The organism is Pseudomonas sp. SZ40 (assembly GCF_052958135.1).
In genome coordinates this window covers 84,771-100,819 of record NZ_JBQWIF010000003.1, presented here as the reverse complement: position 1 = coordinate 100,819, position 16,049 = coordinate 84,771, and the positions used below count along the sequence as shown (strand labels likewise).

The window sequence follows — 16,049 nt, the reverse complement described above, 5'->3', positions numbered from 1 at the left end:
TTCCACGCTGCGCAGGTGCAGCTTGGAGGCGACGGCACTGGCGATGCGGCCCGTGCTTTACAGGCATTGCAGCGCTCGGCGCCAAGCGCTGCACGGGGTCAGAGGTTCTCGTAGCGATTCATGTCCAGCACGCCGGCTTCCACTGGGTCGTGCTCACGGATATGCGCGCTCAGGTCGTGAAAATACCGCCAGAACTGCGGATGGGTACGACGAATGCCCCAGCGCTCGACCACCTTGTCGAAGCTGGCGGAATTGTCGACCTGCTCCAGAGCGTCAACGAAATCCGCCACCTGACTGGCCGGCACCGAGAACATGAAGTTCGGGTAGCTGGTCATCACCTCCGGATAGAGGGTCAGGGTGTCCAGACGTGGCTGGTAACGCAGGTCCTCGCCAAGCATGAAGGCCACGTTGCTGTGCGCGCGGTTGCGCAACAGGCTGTAGACCTCACGGCGACCATTGCCAGCCTCGACACGTAACAAGGTCGCTTCCGGCAACTGGTGGATCACCTTGAGTTGCGAGGCAGGCCTGGAGGCCAGGCGACTCAGTGCCTGTTCCGCCTGCTGCAGGTCGGCTGGCAGGCCATCGCGATGGCAGTGCTGACCGGTACAACGATTGATCGGGTCAGGCCGTGCATTGAGGGCGGCGAAGCGCTGCAGCAACTGCTCGGCGAACTGCCGCTTGGGATCCTCGCCGGAGAGTGGCAGGCCACTCGGGGTTTTCCGGTCCAGCGGGTAGTAATCCATCCACGCCTTGAGCTTGCCGCTCTTCTGATACCAGTCGCTGAACAGCCCGGAACGCGCGTCGGCTGGCATCAGGCGCAGGAAATTCTGCTCCGCTCCGTTGCGGATCAGGTCGAAGTACAGGCGAGTCTGCGCCTGATGCGAGACATTGCCGAATACATCGAAATTCACCACCAGTTGGTAGTAGGTACGCTCGAGCAGTGGGTAATCCATCCACCACAGGGTCTGCGGAATTTCGCCGACCAGCCCTTTGCGCACCGAGGCGCTGTCGTGCTGACGGAAGATCGACAACAGCGCGTTGTCGTTGCCGCGCCAGATGTGTGACCAGTCAGGCGCAGGCGCCTCGGCATAGCCGGAGGTGCGCAGGGCCTCGTAATCGTTGCGCTTGTTGCGGTAGGCGCGCCACAGGCCCAGCAGGTCGCCGATCTGGTCGAGCTGGCCAGGCATGGACAGCAACGGTGTCGTCTCGCCCCGATAAGCTGGGTCGGTGATGTACAGATCATGCTGCGGGTCCTGGAAGACCACCCAGAAGTTGTCGCGAATCACGTCGGTAGCGATCTGCCCTCGGCATACCGGCCCGCGGATGAAAGTGCGCACGAAGTATTCGGCGTTATCGAGCATGAACTGATAACGCGCCTGAGCCGGAATCGCCTCGAAGGTTTCGAACGGGTTGGAGCGGCGCTGCACCCCGTAGCCCGGCACCACGCCCACCTGCCAGTCGCTACCGAAAAACAGCGATTTGACCCGGGCCAGCTTCTCGGCGCTCAGCGGGTAGGTGATGTGGGTCTTGTGGACGATCACGCCCTGGATCGGCATCAGGCGGTAATGGACGGTGGTACCGGGATCGTCATTGGGACGTCGGGTGGCGATGATGTCCACCGGCTGGCCGCTGGGCGTGCGCGAACGCACCAGTTGGAAGAAGTGCCCGGGCTCGCCACCTTTGAAATGCAGGTGCGCGAGAAACAGATGCTCATACAGCCAGCGGCTGACCAGGCCCTGCTCGTCACCCGGGGCGTTGAGAAAACGCTCCCACTCGGCGATCTGCCGCGCTTCGCCTGCACTGGGTTGCAATGCCTGCTCGTCGAGCGGCGCGCCCTGCTCCAGCCAGCGCTGCACCGTCTGGTAGTCCTGCGCGGTCAGGCCGGTGACCGCGAACGGCATGCCGGCCATGGGGTTCTTGGCCGCGAACGCCTCGAACTCGCCGGGCAACGGACACTGGTTTTCCCGGTCGATGCCAATGGCCAGGTCCTTGGGCAGCTTGCTGTTGGCGGGTAAAGGCGTGGCATGCCCGAGCTCGAGCATGCGCGCCATCAACGCAGCCTGGCCGCCCTGCTGTTCGAGTACCGAGTGGAAATCCTTGCGGCGCCAGGCCGGCTCACCGTGGGCGTCCATGAACAGCCGTGTGGTGGCCTGGGTCTTGGTGCGCGTACCGTCATAGACCGTGGCCTTGCTGGCACCGCGCTCGACGCCCTCGCCACTGCCCAGGTTGAGCTGGCACGGCGCGTCGTAACAGGCATGACAGGCCACGCAGTTCTGGGTGAAGATCGGCTCGATGTCGCGGGTATAAGAAACCGACTGCGCCACCGCCAACGGGCTGATCAAGGCAAGACAAACACTCAACAGCAGCCGGTAGCGCATGGTCGCAAATCCAAAAAAATAGCCGGCCATTCTAGCCGTCTCGCTTGTGCTATCGCTATGCCTGCATCGAGCGAAAATGGCAGGTCCGCCCCCGCGAACATGAGCATATTTCATGCACAACCGCGCAGCGCAGAAAATCCGCCAAGGTTTGTTATCATCTGCGGTCTTGTCGTAGCCTCCCGTTCAGAGCCTTTTCCATGCCCTTGTCAGATCGTAACGCCCGCTTTCAAGCACTTCAGCAAGCCCTCAAGAATCGCATCCTGATTCTCGACGGCGGCATGGGCACCATGATCCAGAGTTACAAGCTGGAAGAAGCCGATTACCGCGGCGAGCGCTTCGCCGACTGGCCGAGCGACGTCAAGGGCAACAACGACCTGCTGCTGCTCAGCCAGCCGCAGATCATCGCGGCCATCGAGAAGGCCTACCTGGATGCCGGCGCGGACATCCTCGAAACCAACACCTTCAACGCCACCCAGGTGTCCCAGGCCGACTACGGCATGGAGTCGCTGGCCTATGAGCTGAACCTGGCCGGAGCCCGGGTGGCCCGCGAGGTGGCCGATGCCAAGACCCTGGAAACCCCGGATCGCCCGCGTTTCGTCGCCGGCGTACTGGGCCCTACCAGCCGCACCTGCTCGATCTCTCCGGACGTCAACGATCCGGGCTACCGCAACGTCACCTTCGACGAGCTGGTGGACAACTACACCGAGGCCACCCGCGGCCTGATCGCGGGCGGCGCCGACCTGATCCTGATCGAGACCATCTTCGACACCCTCAATGCCAAGGCGGCGATCTTCGCCGTACAACAGGTGTTCGACGAGGATGGCGTCGAGCTGCCGATCATGATCTCCGGCACCATTACCGACGCCTCCGGCCGCACGCTGTCCGGGCAGACCACCGAGGCGTTCTGGAACTCGGTCGCCCACGCCAAGCCGATTTCCGTGGGCCTCAACTGCGCCCTCGGCGCCGCCGACCTGCGGCCCTATCTGGAAGAGCTATCGAACAAGGCTGGTACTCACGTTTCCGCGCACCCCAACGCCGGTCTGCCCAACGCGTTCGGTGAATACGACGAGACCCCCGCGGAAATGGCCGCGGTGGTCGAAGAGTTCGCCGCCAGCGGCTTCCTCAATATCATCGGTGGTTGCTGCGGCACCACGCCTGGGCATATCCAGGCCATTGCCGAGGCGGTCGCCAAGTACCCGCCGCGGCCGATCCCGGATATTCCTAAGGCCTGCCGTCTGTCCGGCCTGGAGCCGTTCACCATCGACCGCAAGTCGCTGTTCGTGAACGTCGGCGAGCGCACCAACATCACCGGTTCGGCCAAGTTCGCCCGGCTGATCCGTGAAGAGAATTACACCGAGGCACTGGAAGTCGCCCTACAGCAGGTGGAAGCCGGCGCCCAGGTGATCGACATCAACATGGACGAGGGCATGCTCGACTCCAAGGCGGCCATGGTCAGGTTCCTCAACCTGATCGCCGGCGAGCCGGACATTTCCCGCGTGCCGATCATGATCGACTCATCCAAGTGGGAAGTGATCGAGGCAGGCCTGAAGTGCATCCAGGGCAAGGGCATCGTCAACTCGATCTCCATGAAGGAAGGCGTCGAGCAGTTCAAGCACCACGCCAAGCTGTGCAAGCGTTATGGCGCTGCCGTCGTGGTGATGGCCTTCGACGAGGTCGGCCAGGCCGACACCGCCGCCCGCAAGCGCGAGATCTGCCAGCGCAGCTACGACATTCTGGTCAACGACGTGGGCTTCCCGCCGGAAGACATCATCTTCGACCCGAACATCTTCGCGGTCGCCACCGGCATCGAGGAGCACAACAACTACGCCGTGGACTTCATCGAAGCCTGCGCCTTCATTCGCGACAACCTGCCCTACGCACTGAGTTCGGGCGGGGTATCCAACGTGTCGTTCTCGTTCCGTGGCAACAACCCGGTGCGCGAAGCGATCCACTCGGTGTTCCTCTACTACGCCATCCAGAATGGCCTGACCATGGGCATCGTCAACGCCGGCCAGCTGGAGATCTACGACGAGATTCCCAAAGAGCTGCGCGACAAGGTCGAAGACGTGGTGCTCAACCGCACCCCAGGGGGCACCGATGCGCTGCTGGCGATCGCCGACAACTACCGGGGCGGTGGCGCGACCAAGGAAGTCGAGAACGAAGAGTGGCGTTCGCTGCCGGTCGACAAGCGCCTGGAACACGCCCTGGTCAAGGGCATCACCGCGTTCATCGTCGAAGACACCGAGGAGTGCCGTCAGCAATGCACGCGGCCGATCGAAGTCATCGAAGGGCCGCTGATGAGCGGCATGAACATCGTTGGCGACCTGTTCGGCTCGGGCAAGATGTTCCTGCCCCAGGTAGTGAAGTCCGCCCGAGTGATGAAACAGGCCGTCGCCCACCTGATTCCCTTCATCGAAGCCGAGAAAGGCGACAAGCCGGAAGCCAAGGGCAAGATTCTCATGGCCACGGTAAAGGGTGACGTGCATGACATCGGCAAGAACATCGTCGGCGTGGTGCTCGGCTGCAACGGCTACGACATCGTCGACCTTGGCGTGATGGTGCCGGCAGAGAAGATCCTGCAGACCGCTATCGCCGAGAAATGCGACATCATCGGCCTGTCCGGCCTGATCACCCCGTCGCTGGACGAAATGGTGCACGTCGCCAAGGAAATGCAGCGCCAGGGCTTCACCCTGCCCCTGATGATCGGCGGCGCCACTACCTCGAAAGCGCACACCGCGGTGAAGATCGACCCGCAGTACAGCAACGATGCGGTCGTCTACGTCACCGACGCCTCACGCGCCGTGGGCGTGGCGACTCAGTTGCTGTCCAAGGAACTCAAACCCGACTTCGTGCAGCGCACTCGCGACGATTATGTGGTGGTGCGCGAACGCACCTCGGCCCGTGCCTCGCGCACCGAGCGCCTGAGTTACGACAAGGCCGTCGCCAACAAGCCGACGTTCGACTGGGCCGGTTACACCGCGCCGCAGCCGAGCTTTACCGGCGTGAAGGTGCTCGATGACATCGACCTCAACGTGCTGGCCGAGTACATCGACTGGACGCCTTTCTTCATCTCCTGGGACCTGGCCGGCAAGTACCCGCGCATCCTCACCGACGAGGTGGTCGGCGAAGCGGCCACCAGCCTGTTCAATGACGCCAAGGTGATTCTCAGGAAGCTGATCGACGAGAAGCTGATCAAGGCCCGTGCCGTATTCGGCTTCTGGCCGGCCAACCAGGTACGCGACGACGACATCGAAGTCTATGGCGAGGACGGCCAGCCGCTTGCCACCCTGCACCACCTGCGCCAACAGACCATCAAGCCCGACGGCAAGCCGAACCTGTCCCTGGCCGACTTCGTCGCGCCGAAGGACAGCGGCATCAGCGACTACGTCGGCGGTTTCATTACCACCGCGGGCATCGGTGCCGAGGAAGTGGCCAAGGCCTACGAGGCCAACGGCGACGATTACAACTCGATCATGGTCAAGGCGCTGGCCGACCGCCTCGCCGAAGCCTGCGCCGAATGGCTGCACGAATGCGTGCGCAGGGAGCACTGGGGCTATCAGCCTGATGAGCACCTGAGCAACGACGATCTGATCAAGGAAGCCTACAAGGGCATCCGCCCTGCCCCCGGTTACCCGGCCTGCCCGGATCACACCGAGAAACGAACCCTGTTCAACCTGCTCGACCCGGAGGCCGACTACCACAAGGCGGGCCGCAGCGGCGTGTTCCTCACCGAGCACTACGCCATGTTCCCTGCAGCGGCTGTCAGCGGTTGGTACTTCGCCCACCCGGAGGCCCAGTACTTTGCCGTCGGCAAGGTCGACAAGGACCAGATCGAGCAGTACAGCGAGCGCAAGAATCAGGACATTACCGTCAGCGAACGCTGGCTGGCACCCAACCTGGGATACGACGAATGAGTGATCAACCTTACCTGCTCGACCAGCTGGAAACCGCCGACATGCTGGAGATCGACGGCCTGCATGCCTTCGACTTCCAGCTCGACGACAGGTTGCTCGACCAGGCCGAGGCTGCCGCCGAAGCCGATCAGCCGTTCGCCAGCGAAGCCACCGTCCTGACCATCGAGGTGCAGGACGGTCGTGAGCGCAAACGCTGGCAGTTCAGCTATAACGCAGTGATGGAGGCCGAGTATCGCTCTGCCAATGACAGCTGGACGCTGGGTGATCATCAGCTCCGCTGTTTTGCCGCGACCGCAGCCAGCAGCGACGACGAGTAGCAGCCCACCCTCGAGGAGAAGCCCACGTGCTGAAGATGACCCGCATCGACCCGCCGCACTGGGCTCCCGACTACGCACGCCACGTGACCGACTACCTCGGCGATGATGGCGAGGCCAGCCAGCGGGCTTTCGAGCCGCTGCTGGAGCGGATTCACGCCAGCCTGGACGAGCGCATCAATGCGTTCGTCAACGACCCTAGGCAGTGCTTTGGCGATGAGGAGCAATTCCCCAGCCGCAGCCGTCTATCGGGCCAGTACTACATTGGCTCGCAAACGTTCGAAGGCTATCGCGATGACGGTGACTACCAACTGTGGATCCAGATCCGCTGCCTCGAAGAGGACGCTCACGAGTCGGCCGATTATCTCGGGCTGGAAGTTATCTGCAGCTTCACGCCCGCCACGGGTGAACTGCTTATCGAGGAAGGCTTCAATACCAGCGTGATTTAGGGCCTCGCCGCCAGGCTGCATGGCGAGACCTGGCGGTATCAGGACAGATCGGAAGACGAGCGGCGCACGATCTTGATGGAATGCTTCAGCGTCGGCTTGCGGGTGACGCTGATCGCCTTGCGGGTCACGGTATCGACGGTGATATTCCAGAAACCACTGCTGGGCACGGTGATCTTTGCCGGGAATTTATCGAAAGCCCCGCCGTGATAGGTATGCCGGCCACCATTCTTGAAGCTGCGAAAATTCGCGTCGCTCATCAGGCGGATATTGCAGGGTTGCGAGCATTCGATGACGACCAGGTCGTCTTCGTTGAGGTGCTCGCGCTGGTGTATGAACTTCATCAGGCGCTCCACGCGGTGTTTTCAGGGCGATAGCATGACTCACCAGCCGTCCGACAGCAAAGTCTGTGACTTTTCCAGGCCCAGATAGCTCGCCAATATGCGCTGCCAACTGCCGTCGCTGCGCATTTGCGCGAAGGCGTCGCTCATTCTCTGGCGCATGGCTTGCGCGCCATCGAACCTGAGGCTGGCGGCGATATGGCTGCGCGTCTGGCTGAGTGGCTTGCCGAACAACAGCGGCGCCTCGTACCCCAACTCACGCCACAGATACAGCGCACGCAGGTCGATCTCGAACCAGGCGACCACCCGGCCGCTGTGCAGCAGCTGAGCAGCCTGCTGTGGATCGGTGACTTCGACGACCCGTTGCCCCGAGGTACGAATGGCATTGATATCGTTGGCTCTGGGTGTCCCCCCCATGACCGCTACCGGGCCAGCCTTCAGCGCCTCGGCCAGGCTGTTGTAAGGGTGATCGACGCTGGCCAGCACGTAGGGAGTGGGCAGCACGTCGAGCAGCCAGGCGAAATCGCCCTCACGCTCGGCAGTACGCCCGAGGTTCAGCACGATGCCGTGCTCATCGTCGCTCGCCTCGCTCAACACCCGGCGCCAGGGTACGCTGCGAAAAACGCATTGTTGCTCGGTACGAGCGCACAATTCCCGCATCAGATCGCCAAACAGGCCCGCTCGGTCGGCCACGCCATCGGCGAATGGCATCTGCCCCTGACCGACATAGATATTCAACGGCTCGGCTTGCACGCTGCCTGCACCCCATAGCGCACCGACAACCAGGAGTGCGCAGCCAGCCCGGAGACAGCACGCCCTCACATCACTTATCCGCACACGCGCCCCCCTATCCGACCGCTCGGCTGCAGTGTGCATCAGGTGCGCAGAAACGCCAATCAGCCCAGTGCCGTATCCAGGAACATCATCACAGCAAATCCGCCCATCAATCCGAGTGTCGCAGGCGTCTGATGACCGTTGCGATGGGTTTCCGGGATGATTTCATGGGACACCACGAACAGCATGGCCCCGGCAGCCAGCCCCAGGCCGATCGGATAGGCGAGCGCATAGCTGCTGGACATGCCAACGCCAACCAGAGCCCCCAGTGGCTCCATCAGTCCACTGGCCGCCGCGATCAGCGCCGCCTGCCAGGCCGACAGGCCGGTGGTACGCAGCGCCAGGGCGACCGCAAGGCCTTCGGGAATATCCTGAATGGCAATGGCGGTGGCCAGAGGAATCCCCACCTTCATGTCGTCGCCGGCGAAACCGACACCAACCGCCATACCTTCCGGCAGGTTGTGCAAGGTGATGGCGAAGACGAATAGCCATACGCGGTTCAAGCGTTCGCTCTGCGGCCCGAGCGGCCCGGTACTCTCGTGCTCGTGCGGGGTGAAGTGATCGAGACCCAGCATCAGCAGGACACCAAGGGCCAAGCCGACCACCACGGTGGCGGCGCCGAGCATGCCGCTGCCGGTGATGCTTTCGGCAGCCTCCAGGCCCGGGATGATCAGCGAGAAGGAACTGGCGGCGAGCATCATGCCCGCGGCGAAGCCAAGCAGGCTGTCCTGGGTTCTTACGCTGATGGTGCCAAGCGCCAGCGCCGCCAACGCCCCCAGAGCGGTGGCCGCGAAGCCAGCTCCGCCACCGTATAGCGCATGACGCACACGCTCGGGGTGCCCGTCTTCGTATACGTTGAAAAGGCTGCTTATCAGTAACCAGAGCACGACCAGCAGGGCAACCGCGAGCCCGGCGGCGACCCAGGGCGATGCCCGCACCTGAGTGAGCCAGGCCTGCAGAAAACTGGTGGGCTGCGAAAGCGTTTGCATGTAACCCCTCTGACCGAATGAACGAAGACGTTGATATCCACTTGATAGCTGCGACAGCCCGATGATCCGCGGCGTTTCATCTTAACGTTGCATGCCGGCCGTCTAACCGGAGATCAGCGCACTATCTTCAAGCCAGGGTCGGCGTATGATCGAATCGGCATCCCCCCCGATCATCGGTTGCCAGCATCTGCTGACTCCCAGGCGATGGACATGCCGCTCAGGGTCACCGGATAGTCTGCGCGCCAGATCTGCAAGCACTTGTTTTATCGGGCTATTGCGAACCATTCCCGAGTGGCGCCCGACCTGGGCGAGCGATTCGGCCCGGCCGCGCTGCAGGCTCGCCCCGTGCAGTTATGCATGCACTGTTGCTTAGCACCAAAAGTTCTTTTCATATATTAAAACGTCACTTTTGCGCATAAACCTGAACTGGTATCTTCCCCCGGCTCCGCCTGGAGTGCGCGGCCGTGCGCGCAGATTTGCTGTAACAGGTCATCGAGAACGTTGCGAGCGACGGCTAGCCAGGAACGGAATCAGTAAACGGACGGTTAACCGTCGCGACGCTGATTCCAATACCGCACAGCTGCGCGCAGTAGCCTTTCACCGATCTGGCAAGCAGCCTGATAACAGGATTCTCCATGTACGTATACGACCAGTACGACCAACAAATCGTCGAGGACCGCGTCAAGCAGTTCCGCGATCAAACCCGCCGGTATCTCAGTGGCGAACTGAGCGGTGAAGAATTCCGTCCGTTGCGCTTGCAGAACGGTCTGTACATTCAGCGTTTCGCGCCCATGCTGCGCGTCGCCGTCCCCTACGGCCTGCTGTCTTCCACGCAGGTGCGCAAGCTGGCACAGATCGCCCGCGATTACGACAAGGGCTATGCCCACATCAGCACCCGTCAGAACGTCCAGTTCAACTGGCCGGAGCTGGAAGACGTGCCTGAAATTCTCGCCGAACTGGCTACCGTGCAGATGCACGCGATCCAGACCAGCGGCAACTGCATCCGTAACACCACCACCGACCAGTTCGCCGGTGTTGCCAAGGACGAACTGATCGATCCACGCCCCTGGTGCGAGATCATCCGTCAGTGGTCGACGTTCCATCCCGAGTTCAGCCATCTGCCACGCAAGTTCAAGATTGCCGTCAATGGCTCGACCAGTGACCGTGCGGCCATCGAAGTGCACGACATCGGCCTGGAAGCGGTGAACAACGAAGCGGGTGAGCTGGGCTTCCGCGTAGCAGTGGGCGGCGGTCTCGGACGTACCCCTATCGTTGGCAGCTTCATCAACGAATTCCTGCCGTGGAAGCATTTGCTCTCCTATCTCGACGCCATCCTGCGTGTGTACAACCGCTATGGCCGTCGTGACAACAAGTACAAGGCGCGCATCAAGATCCTGGTCAAGGCGCTGACCCCCGAAGTGTTCGCCGAACGCGTGAACGCCGAGTGGGCGCACCTCAAGGACGGCCCGACCACCCTGACCGATGCAGAGGTGGCGCGCGTCGCCGCTCACTTCGTCGACCCGGCCTACAAGGCGCTGCAGGATCAGGACGCCCTCCTCGCTGGCCATGACGCCGAGCATCCAGGCTTCGCCCGCTGGCGCGAGCGCAACACTTTCGCCCACAAGAAGCCGGGTTACGTCGCCGTGACGCTGTCGCTCAAGCCGACTGGCGTAGCGCCGGGCGACGTGACCGACAAGCAGCTCGAGGCCATCGCCGAGCTGGCTGACCGTTACAGCTTCGGTGAGGTGCGCAACAGCCACAACCAGAACATCATTCTCGCGGACGTCGAGCAGGAGCAGTTGTTCACCCTGTGGGGCGAGCTGCGCGAGCAGGGTTTCGCCACGCCGAACGTGGGCCTGCTGACCGATATCATCTGCTGCCCGGGTGGCGACTTCTGCTCCCTGGCCAACGCCAAGTCGATTCCGGTCGCCGAAGCCATTCAGCGGCGCTTCGACAACCTCGACTACCTGTTCGACATCGGCAACATCGACCTGAACATCTCCGGTTGCATGAATGCCTGCGGCCACCACCACGTGGGCCACATCGGCATTCTCGGTGTGGACAAGAAAGGCCAGGAGTTCTACCAGGTGTCGCTCGGCGGCAGCGCCGGGCGTGACGCCAGCCTGGCGCAGATCCTCGGCCCGTCCTTCGCTCAGGACGACATGCCGGACGTGATCGACAAGATCGTCAACGTCTACGTCGAACAACGTACCGAAGAAGAGAGTTTCCTCGACACCTTCCGCCGTATCGGTGTCGCCCCGTTCAAGGAGCGCGTATATGCAGCGAATCATTAAGAACGGCCAGATCGTCGACGAAAGCTGGCACCTGCTGCCGAAGGAAACCACCTTCGAAGAGCTGTCCAACTGCGACGACCTGATCGTCCCGCTGGCACTCTGGCTGGAGCATGGCAACGCGCTCAAAGCGCGCGACGGCGGCTTGGGCGTGTGGCTGGATGCAGAGGAAGAGATCGAGTCCATCGTCGACGCGCTGGACGATTTTCAGCTCATCGCGCTGAACTTCCCGGCCTTCACCGATGGTCGCCACTCCTCCTCCGCCTACCTGTTACGCACCCGCTACGGCTTCAAGGGTGAGCTGCGCGCCATCGGTGATGTGCTGCGTGACCAGCTGTGGGCGCTCAAGCGTTGTGGCTTCGATGCCTTCGCCCTGCGCGAAGACAAGGACCCCGAAGACGCGCTGAAAGCCTTCGAGGAGTTCGCCGAGGTCTATCAGGCCTCCAGCGACCAGCCGGTACCTCTGTTCAGGCGCCGCGCCTGAAACCAGGAGCCCCGCCAATCGGCGGGGCTTTTTTCTGGGCGCTGTCCGCCCTACCGATCCAGTTTGCCGAACTGCTCGGCAAGCTCATCGATTCGTTCGGGAATCTGTGGTTGCCTGGAGAGGATGAAGGCTTTCTGGTTGCCCACCAGGGTCTCCAGAAGATAGAGCCTGTCACCCACGTCGACGCCAAGTTCCTGCAACGCCTCATCGGGCAGCCGTATGGCACCGTCGCCATCCCAGTCCTCGATCGTAACCGCCATCGTATCCATGGTATTTCCTGTATCGGTGAATAATCGTGCGGGGGGCATCGTTGCATCCTCTCCAAGGTGGCACAAGGCCGGTGACCGTTGAGGACTTTACCCTGAACCTAACTCGCGTCAGGTCATTCGTACCCATAGGCCTACCAAGGCCATGGGCGTCGAGCCAGAGCAACTACTACAAATCGCTCGGCGGCCCTTGTCTGCAATTAGCTGCGCACAACCGATGCGTGGCAGCCCTGATGAGGATAAAGCAAATGGCTTCGCGCAAAACCTCCACCCCGAAATCCTCCGCCGCCGACAGCGCCTATCTGAAAAGCGATAGCGCCGCCGCTGCGGCGCCGCCTGCCGGAACCGGCAAGGCAGTCATCGAACAGAAGCGTGCCACCGGCGAAACCGTCGACGCCATGCCGCACAACGCCAACAAGGCCGATGAATACGGTGAGGCCTCCAGCAAGCCCCGCCAGGGCGCTGCGGTCGGCTGCCCCTTCAGCGTGGGCGCCAGCACCGTCAGCGAGACCAATACCAACGAGAAGACCGGTGACGCGCCCGAACAGGGCGTCAATGCCGCCAGTGGCCATTTGCCGAGAGTCCGTGCCGACAGCGGCGGCCAGGGCATGACCACCAACCTCGGCGTGCCCATCGCGGACAATCAGAGCTCGCTCAAGGCGGGGCTGCGTGGCCCGGCGCTGCTCAAGGACTTCATCCTCCGCGAGAAGATCACCCATTTCGACCATGAGCGGATTCCGGAGCGCATCGTCCACGCTCGCGGCTCGGCAGCCCACGGCTACTTCGAGAGCTACGATTCGCTGCAGGACCTGACCTGCGCCTCGCTGTTCGCCGAAGCCGGCAAGCAGACTCCGGTCTTCGTGCGTTTCTCCACCGTGGCCGGCGAGCGTGGCTCCAAGGACACCGCCCGTGATGCCCGTGGTTTCGCGGTGAAGTTCTACACCGACCAGGGCAACTGGGATCTGGTGGGCAACAACATCCCGGTGTTCTTCATTCAGGACGCGATGAAGTTTCCCGACCTGGTCCATGCGGTCAAACCCGAACCCCACCACGGCATGCCGCAGGCAGCATCGGCCCATGACACTTTCTGGGATTTCATCTCGCTGATGCCGGAGTCGGCGCACATGATCATGTGGGTCATGTCCGATCGCGGCATCCCGCGTAGCTACCGGATGATGCAGGGCTTTGGCGTGCACAGCTTCCGTTTCGTCAACGCCGCAGGGGAATCGCACTTCGTCAAATTCCACTGGAGCCCGAAGCTCGGCACCCACTCCCACGTGTGGGACGAGGCGGTGAAGATTTCCGGCGCCGACCCGGACTTCCACCGCCGCGATCTCTGGGAAGCCATCGAGGCCGGCGAGTACCCGGAATGGGAGCTGGGCGTACAGGTCATCTCCGAGGCCGAGGCGGAATCCTTCAGTTTCGACATTCTCGACTCGACCAAGCTGATTCCCGAGGAACTGGTACCCGTGCGCCCGATCGGTCGCATGGTACTGAACCGCAACCCGGACAATTTCTTCGCTGAAACCGAGCAGGTGGCCTTCTGTACCGCACATGTGGTGCCAGGCATCGACTTCAGCAACGACCCGCTGCTGGCCGGGCGCATCCACTCCTACGTGGATACCCAGATCACTCGCCTGGGTGGTGCCAACTTCCAGGAGTTGCCGATCAATGCCCCGGTTGTGCCGGTGCACAACAATCAACGCGACGGCATGCATCGGCAGACCATCCACCGTGGTCGGGTGGCCTACGAGCCGAACTCCCTGGCGGGTGGCTGCCCGTTCCAGAACGGCGAGATGGGCTTCGTCCCCTTCCCCGAGCCGATTCAGGGTGACGAAGTGCGTGGCAAGCCAGAGAAGTTCGCCGAGCACTACAACCAGGCCAGCCTGTTCTTCAACAGCCAGGCGGACCACGAGCAACAGCACATCATCGATGCGCTGCGCTTCGAATTGAGCAAGGTGACTGTGCCCGGTATTCGTAACCGTACCCTGGCGATGCTGCGCAATATCTCGGAAACCCTGGCTCAGGGCGTCGCCGATGGTCTCGGCATGCCATTGCCGGAGCCGTTGCCAAAGGCCAACCCGCAGCCCATAGCGGCTGAAATAGAGGACTCTCCTGCGCTGTCGCTGCTGGCACGACCAGGCGATGGCAGCATTCGTACCCGCCAGGTGGCGATTCTTCTGGCTGCCGGTGTAGACGCCACTTCACTGCAAGCGGTGTCTAGCGCCCTGCAGGCCGAAGGCGCGGTGGTACGCCTGGTTGGCCCACGGGTAGGTCCGTTCAACGCCGCTGACGGCAATGTCATCGAAGCCGACTGCTCGCTGGAAAACCAGCCGGCACCACTCTTCGATGCGCTGGTGGTACCCGATGGCCAGGATGCCAGCACCGCATTGCAAGCGGATGGGCGCGCGCTGGAGTTCGTGCGTGACAGCTTCCGCCACGGCAAGAGCATTCTCGCCATCGGTGCCGGCACTCAGTTGCTCGAGAAAGCCGATGTGCCGCTGCAGAGCGCGCCTGCCGGGGTCTACGACGGCAGCAGTGCGGATCAGACGCTCATCGATCAACTGATCGCCGGTATCGCCCAGCACCGCCATCCATCCCGCGAGACCAACCCACCGCAAGTCTGATACCCGCACCATCTAGCCCGGCACCCGCCGGGCTTTTTTTGCCCTGATCCGCGGCGCGGATCGACGCAACCCGCCACAGGGCAGTTGACATGAAAACGCCCGGCGATACCGGGCGCTTCGTTCACAAAGCCGCTGACGTCAGTCCAGCCTGACCAGTATCCGCCCGACCTGACCACCTTGCAGAATTCGCTCGATCGCCTCGGGCAACTGCGCCAACCCCACTTCGCTGACCAGATCATCGAGGTTCGGCAGTTTCCACTGCAGCGACAGCTTGTCCCACATCGATGCCTTGACCACCAGTGGCAGCTCGACCGAGTCGACGCCCAGCAGATTCACACCACGCAGGATGAAGGGCAGCACGCTGGCCTGAAATTCGACGCCCGCAGTCAGCCCGCAGCAAGCGACGCTGCCGCCGTACTGGGTGGCCTTGAGAACGTTGAAGAGGATGTCGCCCCCGACCGTATCCACCGCACCGCTCCATTGTTCGCGCAGCAGCGGTCGATCGGAGCCTGCCTGCAGCTCGAGACGCGGAATCACCTGGGTGGCACCGAGGCGGGTCAGCAGTTCGCTTTCCTGCGCCTTGCCGGTCGCCGCCGTCACCTGATAGCCCAGCTTGCTCAGCAACATCACCGCGATGCTGCCCACACCGCCCGTAGCGCCAGTCACCAGCACCGGACCGTCGTCCGGGGCTAGACCGGCACGTTCCAGCTTGTCGACGCACAGGGCGGCAGTCAGGCCTGCGGTACCGAGAATCATCGATTCACGCAGTGACAGCCCCTGGGGCCGCTTGATCGCCCAGCCGGCGGGAATACGGATGTATTGGCCAAAACCGCCAGCGGTATTCATGCCGAGGTCGTAGCCGGTGACGATCACCTCGTCGCCCTCGTTGAATTCCGCGGCGCTGGAATGCTCCACCACACCCGCCGCATCGATGCCCGGGGTATGCGGGTAATGACGGCTGACACCCCGCTGCCCACTGGCCGAGAGCGCGTCCTTGAAGTTGAGAGAAGAGTACTGAACGCGGATCAGCAGCTCGCCCGCCGGCAAGTCGGCGACATCGCGCTCGACCACCTGCTGGGCGAAGGTGCCACTTGCATCCGGGGCTGCCTGTAGAGCGAAAAAACTCGTCATCCAAACCTCCTTCATCCGCCTTGGCGGAACGTAG

General features: G+C 62.6%; 12 protein-coding genes. 6 read left to right on the top strand and 6 right to left on the bottom strand.

The window, feature by feature from the left end; all coding sequences use genetic code 11:
* Positions 1–98 precede the first annotated feature (98 nt).
* Positions 99–2,378, bottom strand: coding sequence for a fatty acid cis/trans isomerase (locus ACT9T4_RS04245; protein ID WP_499115648.1), 2,280 nt, complete (start codon positions 2,376–2,378; stop codon positions 99–101).
* A 197-nt stretch (positions 2,379–2,575) separates the two neighbouring features.
* Between ACT9T4_RS04245 and metH the strand changes: the two genes are divergently transcribed.
* Genes metH through ACT9T4_RS04230 form a run of 3 tightly spaced genes read left to right on the top strand, consistent with a single transcriptional unit; the run spans position 2,576 to position 7,055 of the window.
* A complete protein-coding gene (gene metH, locus ACT9T4_RS04240) occupies positions 2,576–6,292 on the top strand; it encodes a methionine synthase (protein ID WP_499115646.1) in 3,717 nt (1,238 codons plus the stop codon).
* Positions 6,289–6,609: a DUF5629 family protein gene (locus tag ACT9T4_RS04235; RefSeq protein ID WP_499115644.1), complete on the top strand. Its 321-nt coding sequence runs from the start codon at positions 6,289–6,291 to the stop codon at positions 6,607–6,609. The genes metH and ACT9T4_RS04235 overlap by 4 nt, the downstream gene beginning before the upstream one ends.
* 26 nt (positions 6,610–6,635) lie before the next feature.
* Entirely contained in the window at positions 6,636–7,055 is a 420-nt protein-coding gene (locus ACT9T4_RS04230; RefSeq protein ID WP_042552607.1) for a hypothetical protein, read from the top strand.
* Between the two features lie 38 nt (positions 7,056–7,093).
* Here ACT9T4_RS04230 and ACT9T4_RS04225 read toward each other — a convergent pair whose 3' ends face one another.
* The 3 genes from ACT9T4_RS04225 to ACT9T4_RS04215 all read right to left on the bottom strand — a co-directional run bounded on the left by ACT9T4_RS04225 (position 7,094) and on the right by ACT9T4_RS04215 (position 9,216).
* The gene (locus ACT9T4_RS04225; RefSeq protein WP_499115642.1) at positions 7,094–7,396 is read right to left on the bottom strand and encodes a DUF1883 domain-containing protein; all 303 of its coding nucleotides are present in this window, start codon (positions 7,394–7,396) and stop codon (positions 7,094–7,096) included.
* 39 nt (positions 7,397–7,435) lie between these two features.
* The gene (locus ACT9T4_RS04220) at positions 7,436–8,146 is read right to left on the bottom strand and encodes a substrate-binding periplasmic protein (protein WP_499115640.1); all 711 of its coding nucleotides are present in this window, start codon (positions 8,144–8,146) and stop codon (positions 7,436–7,438) included.
* Between the two features lie 143 nt (positions 8,147–8,289).
* Positions 8,290–9,216: a ZIP family metal transporter gene (locus tag ACT9T4_RS04215; RefSeq protein ID WP_042552604.1), complete on the bottom strand. Its 927-nt coding sequence runs from the start codon at positions 9,214–9,216 to the stop codon at positions 8,290–8,292.
* 635 nt (positions 9,217–9,851) lie between these two features.
* On the opposite strand from ACT9T4_RS04215, the gene ACT9T4_RS04210 reads away from it, so the two are divergent.
* Positions 9,852–11,510: a nitrite/sulfite reductase gene (locus ACT9T4_RS04210; protein WP_499115637.1), complete on the top strand. Its 1,659-nt coding sequence runs from the start codon at positions 9,852–9,854 to the stop codon at positions 11,508–11,510.
* Positions 11,494–11,991 (top strand): DUF934 domain-containing protein, encoded by a 498-nt coding sequence (locus ACT9T4_RS04205; RefSeq protein WP_042552602.1) that lies wholly within the window; start codon positions 11,494–11,496, stop codon positions 11,989–11,991. Before ACT9T4_RS04210 ends, ACT9T4_RS04205 begins: the two co-directional genes overlap by 17 nt.
* A 50-nt stretch (positions 11,992–12,041) precedes the next feature.
* On the opposite strand, the gene ACT9T4_RS04200 is transcribed toward ACT9T4_RS04205, so the two are convergent.
* A complete protein-coding gene (locus tag ACT9T4_RS04200; protein ID WP_042552601.1) occupies positions 12,042–12,260 on the bottom strand; it encodes a hypothetical protein in 219 nt (72 codons plus the stop codon).
* Positions 12,261–12,505: 245 nt separating this feature from the next.
* On the opposite strand from ACT9T4_RS04200, the gene ACT9T4_RS04195 reads away from it, so the two are divergent.
* Positions 12,506–14,884, top strand: coding sequence for a catalase (locus tag ACT9T4_RS04195; RefSeq protein ID WP_499115634.1), 2,379 nt, complete (start codon positions 12,506–12,508; stop codon positions 14,882–14,884).
* 138 nt (positions 14,885–15,022) lie between these two features.
* Here the strand turns inward: ACT9T4_RS04195 and ACT9T4_RS04190 are convergent, their stop codons facing one another.
* Complete coding sequence (locus tag ACT9T4_RS04190) at positions 15,023–16,015, bottom strand: YhdH/YhfP family quinone oxidoreductase (RefSeq protein ID WP_042552599.1); 993 nt, start codon at positions 16,013–16,015, stop codon at positions 15,023–15,025.
* Between the last annotated feature and the right edge of the window lie 34 nt (positions 16,016–16,049).